The following is a 17132-nucleotide window of genomic DNA, read 5'->3' as shown; positions in this document are numbered from 1 at the left end:
AGGAGCCCCTCAGTCCTTCCTTAAAAGGAGCGACTCGACCCGGTGCGAGGCGTCCTTCTTGAAGATCATCGTGGCGCGCTCGCGGGTCGGCGCGATGTTGTCGCGAAGATTCGGCAGATTGATGGCCGACCACACCATGCGCGCGGTCGTCTCCGCCTCGACATCGGTCAGGCCCGCATAGGTCCGGAAGAAGGAATCCTCGCGGGAGAACGCCGTCCGGCGCAGCTCGAGGAAGCGGTCCACGTACCACTGCTCGATATGCGCCTCTTCCGCGTCGACGTAGATCGAGAAATCGAAGTAGTCCGAAACCGCGACGCTTACCGAACCCGGGCGGGTGCGGGGCGGCTGCAAGACGTTGAGCCCCTCGACGATGAGGATGTCGGGCGATCGGACCGACAGGGTCTCGCCCTCGACGATGTCGTACACGACATGCGAATACACGGGCACCTCGAGCGAAGGCGCGCCCGACTTCACGGCGGAGAGGAAGTCGATGAGCGCCTGGCGGTCGTAGGACTCGGGGAAGCCTTTACGGGCGAGGATACCCCGGGATTCGAGGACGGCGTTCGGGTACAGGAAGCCGTCCGTGGTCACCAGGTCGACGCGCGGCGTATGCGACCAGCGGCTGAGGAGGAGCTGGAGGAGACGGGCGACGGTCGACTTGCCGACCGCGACCGACCCCGCGATGCCGATGACGAAGGGCGTGTCCGTGGCGGAGGAATCGCCGAGGAAGGAGCGGCGCTCGTGAGCGGTGCGCCGACGGCCGTCGACGTAGAGCTGAAGGAGGGCCGACAAAGGCCGGTAGATCGCATCGACTTCGCGCATATCGATCGGGTCGCCGAGGGACGCGATGCGGTCGATGTCCGCCTGCGTGAGGGGAAGGGGAGTGCGGTCGGCGAGGCGGTCCCATTCCTCGCGGGTGTAGTTCGCGTAGGGGCCGGTTGCGTGATCCGGGCGCGTGGTCATAGTCGGATTGTGCCGCATGCGGGCGCTCCTTCGCAGCGCAGGAATACGCGAAGAGGGAAGATCCAGTCCGGCGGGTTCGCCCGAGGGCGTTCGGTGTGCTGGAATGAACGGCATGTGCGGAATCGTTGGACACATCGGATGCCGGGCCTCGCAGCGTTCGCGCGAGGTCGTCATGGGCGGCCTCGCCCGTCTCGAGTACCGCGGGTACGACTCGGCGGGCGTGGCGCTCGTCGGCGACGAGGGCGTGGCGGTCGTCAAGGCCGTCGGCAAACTCGTCAATCTCGGGGACGCCCTCGACGAGGCGAAGCCGGAGGACGCCTTCGCGGGCATCGGGCACACCCGTTGGGCGACGCACGGCCGTCCGACGACGCAGAACGCCCACCCGCATACGAGCGAGGACGGCCGTTTCGCCCTCGTCCACAACGGGATCATCGAGAACGCCGACGCCCTGCGCGCCGAACTGCGCGCGGCCGACGTGGCTTTCGCCTCCGACACCGACACCGAAGTCGTCGTCCACCTGGTCCAGCGCGCCTACGACTCGGCCGACCTCCTCGAATGGGAGGGCGAGGCCCCCGGTCTCGAGGGCGGGGCCGCCCGTGCGGCACGGCGCCTCGTCGCCGCACTGCGCTCGGTGACCGCGCGCCTCCAGGGCACCTACACGCTCCTCGTCGTCAGCTCCGAGGCTCCGGGCGCGATCGTCGCCGCCCGCCGCTCCTCCCCGCTGGTCGTGGGCCTGGGCGAGGAGGAGAACTTCCTCGGCTCGGACGTCCTCGCCTTCGTCGAGCACACCTCGCGCGCGGTCGAGATCGACCAGGACCAGGCGGTCCTGGTCACCGGCAGGGGCGTCGTCGTCATCGGGCACGACGGCGCGCCCGTCCCGCTCAAGGAGTACGAGGTCGACTTCGCCTCCGATCGGGCGACGAAGGACGGCTGGCCGACCTTCATGGAGAAGGAGATCCACGAGCAGCCGCGCGGCGTCGCCGACACCCTCGCCGACCGCACGGACGCGCTCGGACGGCTCGCCCTCGACGAGGTCCGCATCCCCGAGTCCCTTCTGCGCAGCATCGACAAGATCATCATCGTCGGCTGCGGAACGGCCTCCTACGCGGGCCAGGTTGCGCGCTACGCGATCGAGCACTGGTGCCGCATTCCCGTCGAGGTCGAGCTCTCCAGCGAATTCCGCTACCGCGACCCGGTCGTCACCGAGAAGACCCTCGTCGTCGCGATCTCCCAGTCGGGTGAGACGATGGACACGATCCAGGCGATCCGCCACGCCCGGGAGCAGGGGGCGAAGGTCGTCGCCGTCGTCAACACTCCCGGTTCGACGATCTCGCGCGAGTCCGACGCGGTCCTGCTCACCCATGCCGGCCCCGAGATCGCGGTCGCGTCCACGAAGGCCTTCACCTCCCAGGTCACGGCCTGCTTCATCCTCGGCCTTTACCTCGCGCAGGTCCGCGGAAACAAGTACTCCGACGAGATCGCCGACTACATGGACAAGCTCGCCGAAGCGCCGGCGAAGATCCAGCAGGTCCTCGACCAGGGCGAGACGGTCCGCCAGTTCGCCCGGACGATGGTGGATGCGAGCTCGGTGATCTACCTCGGACGGCACGTCGGATTCCCGGTCGCCCTCGAGGGCGCGCTCAAGCTCAAGGAGATCTGCTACATCCACGCAGAGGGCTTCGCGGCCGGCGAACTCAAGCACGGGCCGATCGCCCTCGTCGACGAGGGCCAGCCGGTGATCATCATCGTGCCGACCCCGCGCCGCCCCGAGCTGCACAACAAGGTCCTCGCGAACATCCAGGAGGTCCGCGCCCGCGGTGCGCGCACGATCGTGGTCGCCGAGGACGGGGATCATTCGGTCGACGAGTTCGCGGAGGTCGTCTTCCGCGTCCCGCCGATCCCGACCCTGTACGCGCCGCTCCTCGCGGTCATCCCCTTGCAGATCTTCGCCTGCGAGCTGGCGAGCGCGAAGGGCCTGGACGTGGACCAGCCGCGCAACCTCGCCAAGTCCGTGACGGTCGAGTAGCGGTCCCGGACCTCCGCCCGGCGCTTCCCCGCGCCTGTCCTCCCCGCGCCGAGGGCATCGCTCGCGCTGCGCCGAGGGCGGTGCGCTCCCGGCGGGGCGACGGGCGGATGCCCGCCCGGGGCGGGGAACGGACTACCCTTGCGCCGTGGCCGACTTCCTCCTCGCACTCAGCCCCTCGTTGATCCTCGGGACGATGAGCGTCCTCCTCATCGTCCTCGGGGGCGATGACAGGCAGCGCATCCTCGGCCTCATGACGGGCGGCTTCCTCACCTCGCTCATCGCGACCCCCTTCCTCGGCGCCTCGTGGACGCCCCAGTCCTTCGTGATCGCATACGCCTCCGGCCTCCTGCTCGGCTGGGGCCTGGTCGACCAGACCGTGTGCCTGAGGGTCCTCGGGGTCTCGCGGACCATGCCCACCTCGACGGGCCTTCAGCTCGTCGCCATGTCCCTGGGCGGCGTGATCCTCTTCGGCGAATGGCGCCACGGCGCCTCCTCGCTGTTCGGAGCGGGCGCGATCTTGGCCCTCGCACTCGGGGTGTGGCTCGCCTCTCGGCATGAGAAGTCGGAGTCGACCGATGGGCTCGATTGGCCGCGCGGCATCCGCCTCCTGGCGACCTCGACGATCGGCCTGGTCGCTTACCTGCTGCTCGTCCAGTGGTTCGGGATCGACGGGCGCACGGCGCTCCTGCCGCAGGCGCTCGGCTACATGACAGTCGCGCTCATCCTCACCTCGCCGCGCTTCACCCCGTGGGTCGGCCCGGCGGATACCCGGTGGTCCACGCGCACGCTGCGTCAGATGATCACGGGCATGATGTGGGGAGGCGCGGTCTTGATCCTCATGATCAGCGCGGACCGCGTCGGGGTCGCCACCGGCTTCACGCTGTCCCAGCTCGGCATCCTCATCTCCACCCCGGCCGGCATCCTCGTGCTCGGGGAGTCCCGTACGCGCAAGGAGATGCGGTGGACGGTCATGGGGGTGTCGCTCGTCATCTGCGGCGCGGTGCTCGCCGGCTTCGCCAAGAGCCTCGACCTGCCCTGAGATCGCGCGGCCCGGCCGAAGGCGGAGGCCGTGCCCCGACGGGCTCGCGATGACGCCCGCCGACGGGCTCGCGCTGCCGCCCCGGCGGGAGGGCCGGGAGGAAGAAACCCCGAGAAGGTGGAATGATCGCAGCATGATCCCCGCATTCACCCGCGCTGAGGTCCGCCGGGCAGAGGCCCGTCAGGTCCGCGCCGCCCACGCCGAAGGCGACCCGGATCGCCTCATGCGCTCGGCCGCCCGGGCGGTGGCCGAAGAGGTGAAGGACGTGCTCGCCGATCACCGCCCGGCATTCCCGGACGGGAAGACGGAGCCGAGGGTGTGCGCGCTCGTCGGCGGAGGGGACAACGGCGGAGACGCCCTGTACGCGGCGTCCTTCCTCGCTCAGCAGGGCGTGTCATGCACGGCCGTCTGCTTGAGCCCCCGCGTTCACGAGCGCGCCCGCACGGCCGCCGAGGAACAGGGCGTCGCGTGCCTGCCCGCTCATGCGCTCGCCGAGGGCGAGCCGCTTCGCTCCTCCCCGGGCCTCGTCGAGGCGCTCAGCTGCCCGATCTGGATCGACGGGATCTGCGGGACGGGCCTCGTGGGCGGCATTCGCGAGCCCCTCGCCTCACGACTGCGCGAGTTGGAGGGCATCCGCTCCGAGCGCGGCGCGCGCGTCGTGGCGATCGACGCGCCCTCGGCATCCTCGGGCGACGACGGCGGGATCGAAGGGCCCCTTCTGAAAGCCGAACGCACCGTCACGATGGGGGCGATGAAATCCCTTCTCGCACTGCCGCCCGCTTCCCGCGCCGCCGGTCGGGTGCGCGTGCACGAGCTCGGACTCGACATGGGGCCCAGCACGGTGGCCCTCCTCGAGGAGTCGGACGCGGCGGCGCTCATCCGCGTGCCCGGCCCCGAGGATCACAAGTACACGCGCGGAGTCGCAGGCCTCGTCGCCGGCTCGCAGACCTACCCGGGGGCTGGCCTCCTGGCGACCCTGGGCGCCCAGGGCGCGGGGCCGGGCATGATCCGCCTGGATGCGCCGACCCGGGTTGCTGACCTGGTGCTCGCGGCCGCCCCGGGCGTCGTCACGCGGGGCGGGCGGATCCAAGCGGGCCTCGTCGGGCCCGGAATGGATGACGAGACCCGGCAGGCTGCCCGTGAACTCGCCGGATTCGCCGCGTCCTCGGGGCTGCCGCTCATCATCGACGCGGGCGGCCTGGACCTCGTGCCGGAACTGCGCGACAAGGGGATCGGCGAGTTCACAGTCCTCACCCCGCATGCCGGCGAAGCCGCCGCCCTGCTCGGAGCGCTCGGCCGGACGACGCCCCGATGGTGGGTCGAGGACCATCCCGCCGAAGCCGCCCGCATCCTCGCACGGGAGGCCGGTGCCCGCGTCCTCCTCAAAGGGGCTGAGTCATTGCTCGCCACCCCGGATTCCCGGATCCTCGTCACGCCCCGGGGGTCGGCCTGGACCGGGGTCGCCGGAGCCGGGGACGTCCTCGCCGGATTCCTCGCGGGGCTCGCAGCGGGCTGGAAGGCCGATCAGGAGCGCGGCCTGCCCACCCGGGACTTCAACGCCCTCATCGCAGCGGGAGTCATGATCCATGCGCTCGCCGGGGCCGCAGCCGCAGGCAGCCGCGGCCCCCTCGGCGGCCCGATCGGCGCCCTCGACATCGCGCGCGCCCTGCCCCCGGTGCTCGGCCGACTGCTGGCCGTACCAGCGGGCGGAGCTGACCCGGTGGGATACTGAGACCCGTGATGCTCGAAACCACGCCGGACTCGCCCTACCCGGGCCGGGCGATCGTCGACCTCGGCGCGATCGGAGAGAACCTGGAGGTCCTGCGCGGCTTCGCCCCCGGCGCCGCGCAGATGGCGGTCGTCAAGGCCGACGCTTACGGGCACGGCATCCTCCCCGTCGCAACGGCCGCGCTGCGGGCGGGCGCCGCCTGGCTGGGCGTCGCTCAGCTCGCCGAGGCGCGCGCACTGCGCGAGGGCCTGGACGCCGCGGGCATCGACCGGAGCGCCGCCCCGATCCTCGCCTGGATCGCACCGAGCGGCGCCGACTGGGCGGGCGCACTCGAAGCCTGCATCGACCTGTCGGTCTCGTGGACCTGGGTCCTCGCCGAGATCTGCGCCGCGGCCCGCGACACCGGGATCCGCGCCCGGATCCACGTCAAGATCGACACGGGGATGTCGCGCGCGGGCTCCACCCGGGCCGACCTCCCCGCCCTCGCCGCCGCGGTCCGCATGGCCGAAGAGGAAGGACTGGTCGAGGTCGTCGGGGCGTGGAGCCACCTGTCGCGCGGGGACGACCTGAGCGAGGAGGGGCGCGCCTCCACCGCCGCGCACGTGGAGATCTTCGAGCGCGGGCTCAAGACCCTGGCCGATGCGGGCGTCGAACCGCGGATCCGCCACCTGTCGGCGACCTCCGGCATCCTGTGGCACCCGGAGGCCCACTACGACATGGTGCGCGCCGGCATCGGCATGTACGGACTGAGCCCGGATCCGCTCACCGCCAGCGGCGCTTCGCTCGGCCTGCGCCCCGCGATGACGCTCCAAGCGCCCCTCACCTCGGTCAAGGTCGTCGAAGGCGGGGCCCCCGCCTCCTACGGGGGCACCTGGCGGGCCCCGGGCAGGCGCTGGCTCGGCCTGGTCCCCCTGGGCTACGCCGATGGGATCCTGCGCGCCGGGTCGAACGGGGCGCCGGTCCTCGTCGAAGGGCCCGAGGCGATCACCACCCGGGTCGTCGGCCGGATCTGCATGGACCAGTTCATCGTCGACCTCGGTCCCGCCGAGGACGCGCCGGGAGCGCCGAGCGCACGATCGGGGCCTGCCCCCGCGAAGGTCGGCGACACCGCGATCCTCTTCGGCGACCCGGCGAAGGGCGCGCCGAGCGCCGACGACTGGGCGCAGGCCGCCGGAACGATCAATTACGAAATCGTGACGCGCCTGGGGGACAGGGTCCCCCGCGTTCATCTGAGCGACAGGCGCGTCGCCGAACGCGCTGAAGCCGTTGAGGATTCGGCCGCGTGCGAGAACAGCGAGTGCGCCGCCCCGGCTGAAGGGGCCCGATCGCGCGCACCGGAGAAGGAGGCCCGATGAACGCCGTGCTTTCGGCGACTACCCGCTCACCCGAGCAGACGCGAGCCCTGGGCAGGGCCCTCGGGGAGGTCCTGCGGGCCGGGGACCTCATCATGCTCTCGGGGGGACTGGGAGCGGGGAAGACGACCCTCACCCAGGGGATCGGCGAGGGGATGGGGGTGCGGGGGCGCGTCGCATCCCCGACCTTCATCGTCGCCCGCGTGCACCCGAGCCTGGTCGGCGGCCCCGACCTCATCCACGCCGACGCCTACAGGATCTCCGACCTGGAGGATCTGGAGACCCTCGACCTGGATTCCAGCCTCGCCGATTCGGTCACGGTCGTCGAGTGGGGCGAGGGGAAGACAGAGGTGATGTCGTCCGAGCGCCTCGAGATCGCGGTCGTGCGCGGAACCGGCGGGACGGCCGGGCGCGCCGAGGGCGCCATCGACCTCGAAACGATGGACGACGGTGAGCGCCGCGTCGAATTGCGCCCGCACGGGACCCGCTGGGACGGGGTCCTCGATCGGGTTCTCGTGCGCGCCCGGGGGATCATCGCCGAGGGCGAGGCGCAGGCGCTCGACGAAGGCGCGGAGGCGGACGGGACCGGGGCCGAATCAGCCGCCCCCGTCGACGACGAGTAGGATCTTCGCCGTGACTGACCTGTGCATCGACACCTCCGCCTCCACGCGCGTCGCCCTCGTTGACGACGGCGAGGTCATCGCCCGTGCGCATGACGACTCGACACGTCATCACGCCGAGTCCCTCACCCCTCTGGTCCGCGAGGTCCTGCGCAGCGCCGGGCGGCCCGAGGAGGCCGCCCGTGCGGGGCTCGCCCGCGTCCTGGTCGGCACGGGGCCGGCCCCCTTCACTGGTCTACGCGCGGGCCTGGTCACCGCTCGTGTGATCGCGCGCGCCGCGGGGGTCCCCGTGTACGGAGTCCCCAGCCTGGAGATCGTCGCGCGCGCCGCCCTCGACCTGCTCGCCCCGGACGCCTGCGTCGTGGCGATCTCGGATGCGAGGCGCAAGGAGCTGTACTGGGGCCGATTCCTCGCCGAGGGCCCCGACGACGTGCGCTGCGAAGGGCGCCTCGAAGTGGGGGCCGCTCATTCGCTGCTCAATGCGCTGCGCGGCGCCTCGGATCTCGTGGTCGCCGCCGGGGCCGTGCCCGCGCATTCGGCTGAAGCGCTCGCGGGCGCCGAGTCCGGTCCCCTCGTCGAACTCGCCCCGGCGGTGCTCTCCCGGATCGTGAGCGCGCGGCTTCAGCGCGGCCAGGGCGATTCGCTCGGCACCGAGCCGCTCTACCTGCGCCGGCCCGAGATCCACGGACAACCGATGGAGCGCATGTGACGCTCGCGCCGCGCGTCTCGTGGCGGCGCGCGGGAGCCGGTGATGAGGCGCTTCTCGGAGCCCTCGAGAATGAGATCTTCCCGGAGGACCCGTGGACGCCGGCGATGATCGCCGAGGAGCTCGCCTCCCCTTTCTCGACCTACCTCCTCGCCCTCGGCGACGAGGGCGAATGCCTCGCTTACGGGGGAGTCAAGGTCGTCGGGGACGCGGCGGACATCATGACGATCGGGGTCGCCGAGGCCGCCAGGGGAAGGGGGCTCGGGCGCTTCCTTCTGGACGAGCTCATCGGCGCGGCGCGCGGGGGCGGGGCGGAGGCGGTGTTCCTCGAGGTCCGGCGCTCGAACCTCGCCGCACGCGCCCTTTACGCCTCCGCGGGCTTCACTAAGATCGGCGTGATCCGCCGCTACTTCCGCAACCCCGTTGAAGATGCGGTCGACATGCGGCTCGACCTTCGCGGGCCCGCCTGAGGAGCGTCGGCCCGCCCTCGATTCCGAAATCTGCAAGGTGCGGCTTGGCAAAACCGGGAATCGGGGAGGACCGCCCGCCGGGCGCCACCGGGCCGAACGCCGGGAAGTGACGCGGGTCTCAAAGGGCTGAAACCGCGAAATCGTGCGGAAAAAGCCGAATTCCCCCCGGTGCGCGGGAGTTCGTGGCCCTGAGTCCCAGAGGCGCCGATGCGCCGTCCCATATCCTCAGAACCATGGCCACAACTAATGTCGCATCGAAGAGGCGTCGTGCGTGGACCACCAGCGTGTTCGTGAAGCAGCTGATGGCCATCTCGGGCTTCGTCTTCGTCTTCTTCCTGCTGTTCCACTCCTACGGAAACCTCAAGATGTTCCTCGGTCAGGAGGCGTACGACCACTACGCCGAATGGCTCAAGAACGAGGCGTTCGTCCCGATCTTCCCCCACGGCGGCTTCATCTGGGTCTTCCGCGCCGCGATGATCCTCATGCTCGTCATCCACCTGTTCGCAGCGTCCTACACCTGGACCCGCTCGCGCAGGGCCCGCACGAGCCGCTACGTCGTGAAGAAGTCGGTCACCGACTCCTACGCCGCGCGCACCATGCGCCTGTCCGGCGTCCTCATCTTCCTCATCTTCGTCTTCCACATCCTCCACTTCACGACCGGTACCGTGAAGACCGGATTCACCGCGGACGCGACCCCTTACGAGCGCATGGTGGCCTCCTTCCAGTCGCCGCTCCTCGTCGCCGTCTACGCCCTCTTCGTCGCGCTCGCCTGCATCCACGTCTCCCACGGCTTCTGGTCGATGTTCCAGACCCTCGGGTGGGTGCGCCCCGCGACGCGCAAGTTCATGCTCGTCCTGTCCGGAATCGTCGGCGCGATCATCTTCGTCATGTTCATGGCGCCCCCGATCGCCATCGCCGCCGGAATCATCTCCTGAGGAAGGTCGAATACATCATGACTGACACCCTCATCAAGGGCCTGTACCGCGAAGGCGAGAAGATCGCCGACACCAAGGCGCCCCTCGACGTCCCGATCTCCGAGTGCTGGGAGTCCCGCAAGTTCTCCGCGGCCCTCGTCAACCCCGCCAACCGCCGCAAGCTCCGCGTCATCATCGTGGGCACCGGCCTCGCGGGCGGCGCCGCCGCCGCTTCGCTCGGCGAGATGGGCTACAACGTCGACGTGTTCTTCTACCAGGACTCGGCCCGCCGAGCCCACTCGATCGCCGCCCAGGGCGGCATCAACGCGGCGAAGAACTACCGCAACGACAACGACTCCGTCTACCGCCTCTTCTACGACACGGTCAAGGGCGGCGATTACCGCGCCCGCGAGACGAACGTCTACCGCCTGGCCGAGGTCTCGGCCTCGATCATCGACCAGTGCGTCGCGCAGGGCGTCCCCTTCGCCCGCGAGTACGGCGGCCTCCTCGACAACCGCTCCTTCGGCGGCGTCCAGGTCTCGCGCACCTTCTACGCCCGCGGCCAGACCGGTCAGCAGCTCCTCATCGGCGCCTACCAGGCGCTCGAGCGTCAGGTCGCGGCCGGCACCGTCACCGAGCACTCGCGTCACGAGATGGTCGAGATCATCGTCTCCGAGGGGCGTGCGCGCGGCATCGTCGCCCGTGACATGTCCACCGGCGCCCTCGAGACCTACGTCGCCGACGCGGTCGTCCTCGCGACCGGCGGCTACGGCAACGTCTTCTTCCTCTCGACGAACGCCATGGGCTGCAACGCGACCGCCATTTGGCGCGCGTACCGCAAGGGCGCCTACTTCGGCAACCCCTGCTTCACGCAGATCCACCCGACCTGCATCCCGCAGCACGGCGACCAGCAGTCCAAGCTCACCCTCATGTCGGAGTCGCTCCGCAACGACGGCCGCATCTGGGTGCCGAAGAAGGCCGAGGACTGCGAGAAGGATCCCCGCCAGATCCCCGAAGAGGATCGCGACTACTACCTCGAGCGCATCTACCCGTCCTTCGGCAACCTCGTGCCCCGCGATATCGCGAGCCGCCAGGCGAAGAACATGTGCGACGAGGGCCGCGGCGTCGGCCCGAAGATCGACGGCGTCGCCCGCGGCGTCTACCTCGACTTCGCCGATGCGATCGAGCGCATGGGCGTGGCCGCGGTCTCCGCGAAGTACGGCAACCTCTTCGACATGTACGAGCGCATCACGGGCGACAACCCCTACGAGGTGCCGATGCGCATCTACCCGGCCGTCCACTACACCATGGGCGGGCTGTGGGTCGACTACGACCTCGAGTCGAACCTGCCGGGCCTGTACGTCGCGGGCGAGGCGAACTTCTCCGATCACGGTGCGAACCGCCTCGGCGCCTCGGCCCTCATGCAGGGCCTGTCCGACGGCTACTTCGTCCTGCCGAACACGATCAACGACTACCTGTCGAAGTGCTTCAACTTGCCCAAGCTCGACGCGTCCTCCCCGGATGTCGCCCAGGCGCTCGCCGACGCGCAGTCCCGCATCGACACCCTCATGTCGATCAACGGCTCCCGCTCGGTGGACTCCTTCCACAAGGAGCTCGGCCACATCATGTGGGAGTACTGCGGCATGGAGCGCACCGAGGAGGGCCTGAAGAAGGCGATCGGCCTCATCCGCGAGCTCCGCAAGGACTACTGGAAGAACGTCCGGGTCCCGGGCAAGTCGATCGGCGAGCTCAACCAGTCCCTCGAGAAGGCCGGACGAGTCGCCGACTTCATGGAGCTCGGCGAACTCATGTGCATCGACGCCCTCCACCGCGAGGAGTCCTGCGGCGGCCACTTCCGCGCCGAGTCGCAGACCCCCGAAGGCGAGGCCCTCCGCCACGACGATCAGTTCCTGTACGTCGCGGCCTGGGAGTGGGGCGGCGAGGATCAGCCGCCGATCCTGCACAAGGAAGACCTCATCTACAACAACATCGAGCTGAAGCAGCGGAGCTACAAGTGAACCTGACACTGAAGATCTGGCGCCAGAACGGTCCCGAGGACCGCGGCGCGATGCACGAGTACCAGGTGAAGGGGATCTCCGAGGAGTCCTCCTTCCTGGAGATGCTCGACGTTCTCAACGAGGAGCTGTTCGCCCGCGGCGAGGAGCCTATCGCCTTCGACTCCGACTGCCGTGAGGGCATCTGCGGTCAGTGCGGCATCGTCATCAACGGCATCGCCCACGGGCCCGAGGTCACCACGACCTGCCAGCTCCACATGCGCACCTTCCACGACGGCGACGTCATCACGATCGAGCCGTGGCGCGCGGACGCCTTCCCGGTCATCAAGGACCTCGTCGTCAACAGGGGCGCCCTCGATCGGATCATCCAGGCCGGCGGCTACATCTCGGTGAACACCGGTGCGGCCCCCGACGCCCACGCGACTCCGGTCCCGAAGCAGGATGCCGATCGCGCCTTCGAGGCGGCCGCCTGCATCGGCTGCGGCGCCTGCGTGGCGGCGTGCCCGAACGCTTCGGCGATGCTCTTCACCTCGGCGAAGGTCACGCATCTCCAGCTCCTGCCCCAGGGCAAGCCGGAGAACTACAAGCGCGTCGTCAACATGCTCAACCAGATGGACGAAGAGGGCTTCGGCTCCTGCACGAACATCGGCGAGTGCGCGGCGGTCTGCCCCAAGCAGATCCCGCTCGACGTCATCGCGACGCTCAACCGCCAGCTCGGCAAGGCCGCCCTCAAGGGCGTCTGATCCGGCATTCGGCCATCTCGGGGCCCGGTCGCGAAGGCGGCCGGGCCCCGGGCCGTCTTCGGTGTGTCCGAGAACCCCGAAAGGCACCCAAGAGGGGACGCGCTGAGCGCCGATCCCCTTCTTGGGCATTTCCGGGGTGCATGGACTTCGGCCGCGCATAGACGGCTGTAGGGGCTTTCTCCCGGGCGTGTGCGCCGAATGGCGCGGGGAGTGCAGGGGCGACCCGTAGAATCGAAGATGATCTCGCAAGGAGGCGGACGCATGACGGAATACGACATGAAGGGGCCGGATACCCGGACGCGGCGCTACTGGGTGTCGGCGACCGTGGGCATCGGAGCGATGCTCGTCTTCGCCCTCCTTTCGCTCTTCCTCCTCGGGGGCGTGATGTTCGGCTCCGGCTCCTTCAGGCAGGTCGCCGATCGGGCCTTCCCCTGGTCGCTCCTCGCCCTGTTCGTCGCGGGAGTCGCGATGCTCATCGCGAATCGGCGCGGGTCGGAGACGGATGAGGAGCGGGCTCTCGAAGGAGTGGCTGAAGAAGAGGCGGCTGCAGAGAGAGCGGCTGCAGAAGGGCCGGAGCGTTCCTGAAGGCCATCGGCGTCGATCCGCTCGGCGTCTTCCGCTGTGCTCGGCGCCTTTCGGCGGACCACTGCCGGGCTCGCTTCCCCCTTGTGAAGCGCCCCACTCGGCTTCCCCGAGCAGGCCTTGGGGGAGTGCCCTGAAAAGTCCCCAGGTTGTTTGAAATTCTCTCGTCTCGTCCCTTTCGGGTGAATAGCCTCAATGTTTGAAATACGGCGATCCCGTATCCCGGCGCGTCCTTCCTGCCGCGCTTCACCCGAACTAAAGAGGCAAGTACTCGTATGCGCACTACCTCCGCCCTCCTCGTGGGCTCGTGGTCCTCGAAGAAGATCCTTCTCCCGACTGCGACCATCGGCATCGCCGCTGCCGCCCTCGTCCTTCCGGGCGCTGCGGCTCTGGCGGCCCCCGTCGAAAATGAGACCGAGCCTCCGGTGAGCGAGACTCCGCTCGCCGTCGCCGAGGACGCCCTTCCGGGCGCCGAGGCGCTGACGGATGACCCGGTCGATGCTGATGTGAACGCGAATCCGTCTGCCGAGGTGTTGCCGGATGCCGCAGGTGCATCGACGGCCGAGGGCGAGAGCGATGCGCCTGCCGCTCCGGAGGCCCCTGGCCCTGCATCGGCCGGGCCCCTTCCCTCGGCACCGCAGACCGGGGTGCGCACCCTCGTCCGCGCAGACCTGGAGAAGGAGCGCCGTGCGCTGAACGAACAGATTGATCAGGTCAAAAAGCAACTTGAGGCTGCGGAGAGGGACCTCGAGATCTGGAAGCAGAAGCTGAAAGAGAACGATAAGGACGCCCTGGACGAGGGAAATCAGCAGACCCTCAGATTGGCCGTCGAAAGTGCGCGTGAGGATCAGCTCGAGCTGGTCGAGGAACTGCGCAGGATCAATCTGTGGATCGAGGACTTCGATGAAGGGATGGGGATCGAGGATCGCTCCGCGGTGCCGGTTGCGCCGGTCGCTCCCGAACCCGAAGCTCCGGCGATGCCCGAGTCCGAACATCCTTCGACTCCGCTGACCCCGTCCCTTCCGGCTCCGGCAGAACCTGAGACTCCCAAGGTGGAGGTTCCTGCGATGCCTTTGACGCCTTCCGTTCCGGTTCCGTCAGTGCCTGAGGCTCCCGAGGCAGAGGTTCCTGCGATTCCTCTGATTCCGAGCATTCCTGGATCCGGATCGCCCGCCAAGCCCGAGTCGCCGGTCGTGCCTGAGGGGCCGTCGAAGCCGGAGTCTCCTGTGAAGCCTGAGAAGCCGGTTGCGCCTGAGCCGCCTGTGAAGCCCGAGTCGCCTGCTGACCCCGGCTCGAAGGCTCCGGAAGCTGAGAAGCCCAAGGCGCCCGCCGACAAAGGCTCTGCCGATCAGGGTCCCTCCGATAAGGAGACTGATCAGCGGAAGCCGACTGGAGAGGATGGCGCGAAGTCGGCCGGAGAGGAGCGGGCCTTGCCTCCCATGAATCCTCAGACTCCCCTTTCGACGGACAAGGCGCAGCTCGCCCCCGCCGCCTCGAAGCCCTCCACCCTCGCCCAGTCCCCGCAGCGCGGCGGCCTCGCGGTGACGGGAACGAACGTCGATGCGCTGCTGATGCTGATCGGCGCTTCGGCCCTGGCCGGCGGGGGAGCACTGGTCGCTCGACGCACGGCGCGCCGCTGATTCCCGCTTCCCGCGTGGGCGTGGGCCCGCCCTCGGCTTGGATGATTCCGGGTTGAGGGCGGGCCCTTCGCACATGATGCGGGAGGGGGAGACGGGGCGCCTCTGCGAGCAGATGCTGGCCGCCAAGGTGGGCTCGCTCGCGTCCTCGCGGTCCCGGAGGGGGATGGGGGTTTGGCCTGATTCTTCCCCCATTTATTCAAAATTGAAAGCAAATCGTCTCTTCCGATCATTACCCTCGATCGTGCCAAGACGCGGGAGGAGTCGTTTTTCGAGCTCCCGCACGGAACCACTCACCGAAGGAATGACACCCCCGAATGCGAGCTCAGCACATCGCCCCCGAACAGCCCCGCAGCGGAAAGAGGCGCGCCGTTCCGGCGGCCGCCCTGACGCTCCTCGCGGCAACGGTCGCACTGCCTCAGGGGGCTGCGCTCGCTGCAGACGCTGACGCCGCGGCTCAGCGCGAGGCGCCGGCCGCCGTCGCCGCCAGCCCCGAGCAGCAGGCGAAGACCGAACTCGACTCGGCGACGACGGAGGCCTCCAAGGCCGAGGAAGAAGCGGCCCGTGCCCGGCAGGCCGCCGAAGCCCGTGAAGCCGAGTCCGATGCCGCCTCGACGAAGGCCCAGGAGGCGAACGCCCGCCTTGAAGAAGCGCGAACCCGTGCGAAGGAAGCCGCGACGGCGGTGGAGCAGGCCAACGATCAGCTCACCCGGATCGAGAAGACGGTGAAAGAGGCTGAGGCGCAGGGTGAAGCCCTTCGTGAGAAGGCTCAGAGCCTCAAGGACGAGTCGGCGAAGCTGGAGAAGACCATTGCGAGCGACTCGGCTGCTGTGAAGAAGCTCGAAGAAGCGGCGGCTCTCAAGGACGGTGCCGTCACCGCTGCGGAGGGCGAGGCTGCGAAGGCCGAGAAGGAGAGCGAAGAGGCCGCGGCGAAGGTCGGGGCGGCGAAAGAGCCCCAGTCGAAGCTCGAGGAGGCCCGTCGCAAGCTCGAGGGCGCGAAGGTGATCGCTACGGCCGCTTACAGCGCTGAACTCGAAAAGGCGAAGGCGGAGATCCCGGCGCTCAAGAAGACCAAGGAAACCGACGAAGCGGCTCTCAAGGCGCTGATGGAATCGAACGAAGACACCGAGTCGCTGGCGGCTTCACTGAGTGAAGAACTCTCGTCGATTGAGACCATCAAGAAACGGGTCGCTGACTTCAAGTCTCAGAAGGACGGCTCTCGAGCTGCGGAAGAAGCGAAGCAAGCAGCGCAGAAGGCTCTTGATGAGTGCGAGGTTGCCACTCCGGGACAATGCGATGCACGGACCAAAGAGCGCGATCTCGCGAAAGCGGTCGCCGATATTCTCGCGGAAGTCGGGGACGGTGACCCGTTCAAGAAGTTTGATGCGCAAGAAAAGCACCTCAAGAAGGCACTCGCCGATTACCAGGAGAAGCTGAATCAGCTCGAAGCGGCGAAGAAGAAATCCCGGGAATCCACCGAGAAGCTGACTGCGGCCATGGCGGTGCAGAAGCGGGCCCAGGAGGCACTGGCTGACCTCGACAAGGATCCGCGTGTCGCCGATGCTTTGCAGGCGCTTCAACAGGCGAAGGAGAAGAAGGCCGAGGCCGACAAGGTGATCCCGGAGCTCGAGAAGGCCGTGACCCGGGCGCAAGAAGCCGCTCGCGCTGCGGCGATTCGTGCTGAGGAGGCTCGCGCTGCGGCCGCTTCGGCGCGGAAGGCCCTTGAGTCCAAGCGTGCGGAGGTCGCCGAGGCGACCCGGAAGCTCGAGGCCGCCAAGCAGGCCCTCGCACGCATCGGCGATGGTGATCTGACGGGGCTGAAGGCTCGCGCACAGGAAGCGTCGAAGCGCCTCGATCAGGCGCTCGCGGCGAGCGCCGAGGCGCAGAAGACCTACACGGAGGCGGAGAAGGCCGCTGATGAGGCGAGAATCATGGCCGATACCGCCCGCAAGGCGGCCGATGAGGCGCAGGCGAAGTCCCGTGACGCCCAGCGGATGCTGAGTGCGGCCAATGACCGGGTGAAGGCGGCGCGTGAAGCGTGCGAGGCGTCGCGGTGCCTCGAGATCGCGCCGAAGGCGCCTCAGGCCCCGCGTGAGGGTGACCCGAGTGCGAAGCCCTCGGGGGCCGGCATGGGGGCGTCTTCGCGGTCCGGGGGTGCCGAGGGCAGGGCTGCGTCCTCGATCGCGTCGAAGGGGCAGACCCGCGGCGCGAACGCGTCTTCTCTCGCGGTGACCGGGGTGGACTTCTCGGGGCTTCTCGCTCTTCTCGGGGCGAGCGCGCTTGCCGGCGGTGCGACTCTCGTGGCTGCTCGCAGGCGTCGATGAGCGTCTGAAGAC

General features: G+C 69.1%; 14 protein-coding genes. 13 read left to right on the top strand and 1 reads right to left on the bottom strand.

What is annotated here, in order from left to right:
- Positions 1–9 precede the first annotated feature (9 nt).
- Complete coding sequence (gene coaA, locus HD592_RS09540; protein WP_154476284.1) at positions 10–963, bottom strand: type I pantothenate kinase; 954 nt, start codon at positions 961–963, stop codon at positions 10–12.
- A gap of 112 nt (positions 964–1075) precedes the next feature.
- On the opposite strand from coaA, the gene glmS reads away from it, so the two are divergent.
- The 13 genes from glmS to HD592_RS09475 all read left to right on the top strand — a co-directional run bounded on the left by glmS (position 1076) and on the right by HD592_RS09475 (position 17120).
- The gene (glmS, locus tag HD592_RS09535) at positions 1076–2989 is read left to right on the top strand and encodes a glutamine--fructose-6-phosphate transaminase (isomerizing) (RefSeq protein WP_184453678.1); all 1914 of its coding nucleotides are present in this window, start codon (positions 1076–1078) and stop codon (positions 2987–2989) included.
- A 145-nt stretch (positions 2990–3134) separates the two neighbouring features.
- A complete protein-coding gene (locus HD592_RS09530; protein ID WP_184453676.1) occupies positions 3135–4028 on the top strand; it encodes a GRP family sugar transporter in 894 nt (297 codons plus the stop codon).
- Between the two features lie 133 nt (positions 4029–4161).
- Positions 4162–5760 carry a bifunctional ADP-dependent NAD(P)H-hydrate dehydratase/NAD(P)H-hydrate epimerase gene (locus HD592_RS09525; RefSeq protein ID WP_184453675.1) on the top strand — a complete coding sequence of 533 codons (1599 nt, stop codon included), beginning with the start codon at positions 4162–4164 and terminating at the stop codon, positions 5758–5760.
- A gap of 8 nt (positions 5761–5768) precedes the next feature.
- Positions 5769–7112 (top strand): alanine racemase, encoded by a 1344-nt coding sequence (alr, locus tag HD592_RS09520; RefSeq protein WP_184454624.1) that lies wholly within the window; start codon positions 5769–5771, stop codon positions 7110–7112.
- Positions 7109–7732 carry a tRNA (adenosine(37)-N6)-threonylcarbamoyltransferase complex ATPase subunit type 1 TsaE gene (tsaE, locus tag HD592_RS09515; protein ID WP_184453673.1) on the top strand — a complete coding sequence of 208 codons (624 nt, stop codon included), beginning with the start codon at positions 7109–7111 and terminating at the stop codon, positions 7730–7732. Before alr ends, tsaE begins: the two co-directional genes overlap by 4 nt.
- Positions 7733–7742: 10 nt before the next feature.
- Positions 7743–8438, top strand: a complete 696-nt coding sequence (tsaB, locus tag HD592_RS09510) for a tRNA (adenosine(37)-N6)-threonylcarbamoyltransferase complex dimerization subunit type 1 TsaB (RefSeq protein ID WP_184453671.1) — start codon at positions 7743–7745, stop codon at positions 8436–8438.
- Positions 8435–8905: a ribosomal protein S18-alanine N-acetyltransferase gene (rimI, locus tag HD592_RS09505; RefSeq protein WP_184453669.1), complete on the top strand. Its 471-nt coding sequence runs from the start codon at positions 8435–8437 to the stop codon at positions 8903–8905. The genes tsaB and rimI overlap by 4 nt, the downstream gene beginning before the upstream one ends.
- A 233-nt stretch (positions 8906–9138) precedes the next feature.
- Positions 9139–9840: a succinate dehydrogenase cytochrome b subunit gene (locus HD592_RS09500; protein WP_184453667.1), complete on the top strand. Its 702-nt coding sequence runs from the start codon at positions 9139–9141 to the stop codon at positions 9838–9840.
- Between the two features lie 17 nt (positions 9841–9857).
- The gene (locus tag HD592_RS09495) at positions 9858–11837 is read left to right on the top strand and encodes a fumarate reductase/succinate dehydrogenase flavoprotein subunit (RefSeq protein ID WP_184453666.1); all 1980 of its coding nucleotides are present in this window, start codon (positions 9858–9860) and stop codon (positions 11835–11837) included.
- Positions 11834–12577 carry a succinate dehydrogenase/fumarate reductase iron-sulfur subunit gene (locus HD592_RS09490; protein WP_184453664.1) on the top strand — a complete coding sequence of 248 codons (744 nt, stop codon included), beginning with the start codon at positions 11834–11836 and terminating at the stop codon, positions 12575–12577. The genes HD592_RS09495 and HD592_RS09490 overlap by 4 nt, the downstream gene beginning before the upstream one ends.
- A 261-nt stretch (positions 12578–12838) precedes the next feature.
- Entirely contained in the window at positions 12839–13162 is a 324-nt protein-coding gene (locus HD592_RS09485; RefSeq protein ID WP_246430012.1) for a hypothetical protein, read from the top strand.
- Between the two features lie 272 nt (positions 13163–13434).
- Positions 13435–14799, top strand: coding sequence for a hypothetical protein (locus HD592_RS09480; RefSeq protein ID WP_184453662.1), 1365 nt, complete (start codon positions 13435–13437; stop codon positions 14797–14799).
- 314 nt (positions 14800–15113) lie between these two features.
- A complete protein-coding gene (locus HD592_RS09475) occupies positions 15114–17120 on the top strand; it encodes an LPXTG cell wall anchor domain-containing protein (protein WP_184453661.1) in 2007 nt (668 codons plus the stop codon).
- Positions 17121–17132: the final 12 nt, after the last annotated feature.

Origin of the sequence: Schaalia hyovaginalis (genome assembly GCF_014208035.1) — a bacterium.
Classification (GTDB): domain Bacteria; phylum Actinomycetota; class Actinomycetes; order Actinomycetales; family Actinomycetaceae; genus Pauljensenia; species Pauljensenia hyovaginalis.
This window is presented reverse-complemented; position numbering and strand designations above follow the sequence as displayed.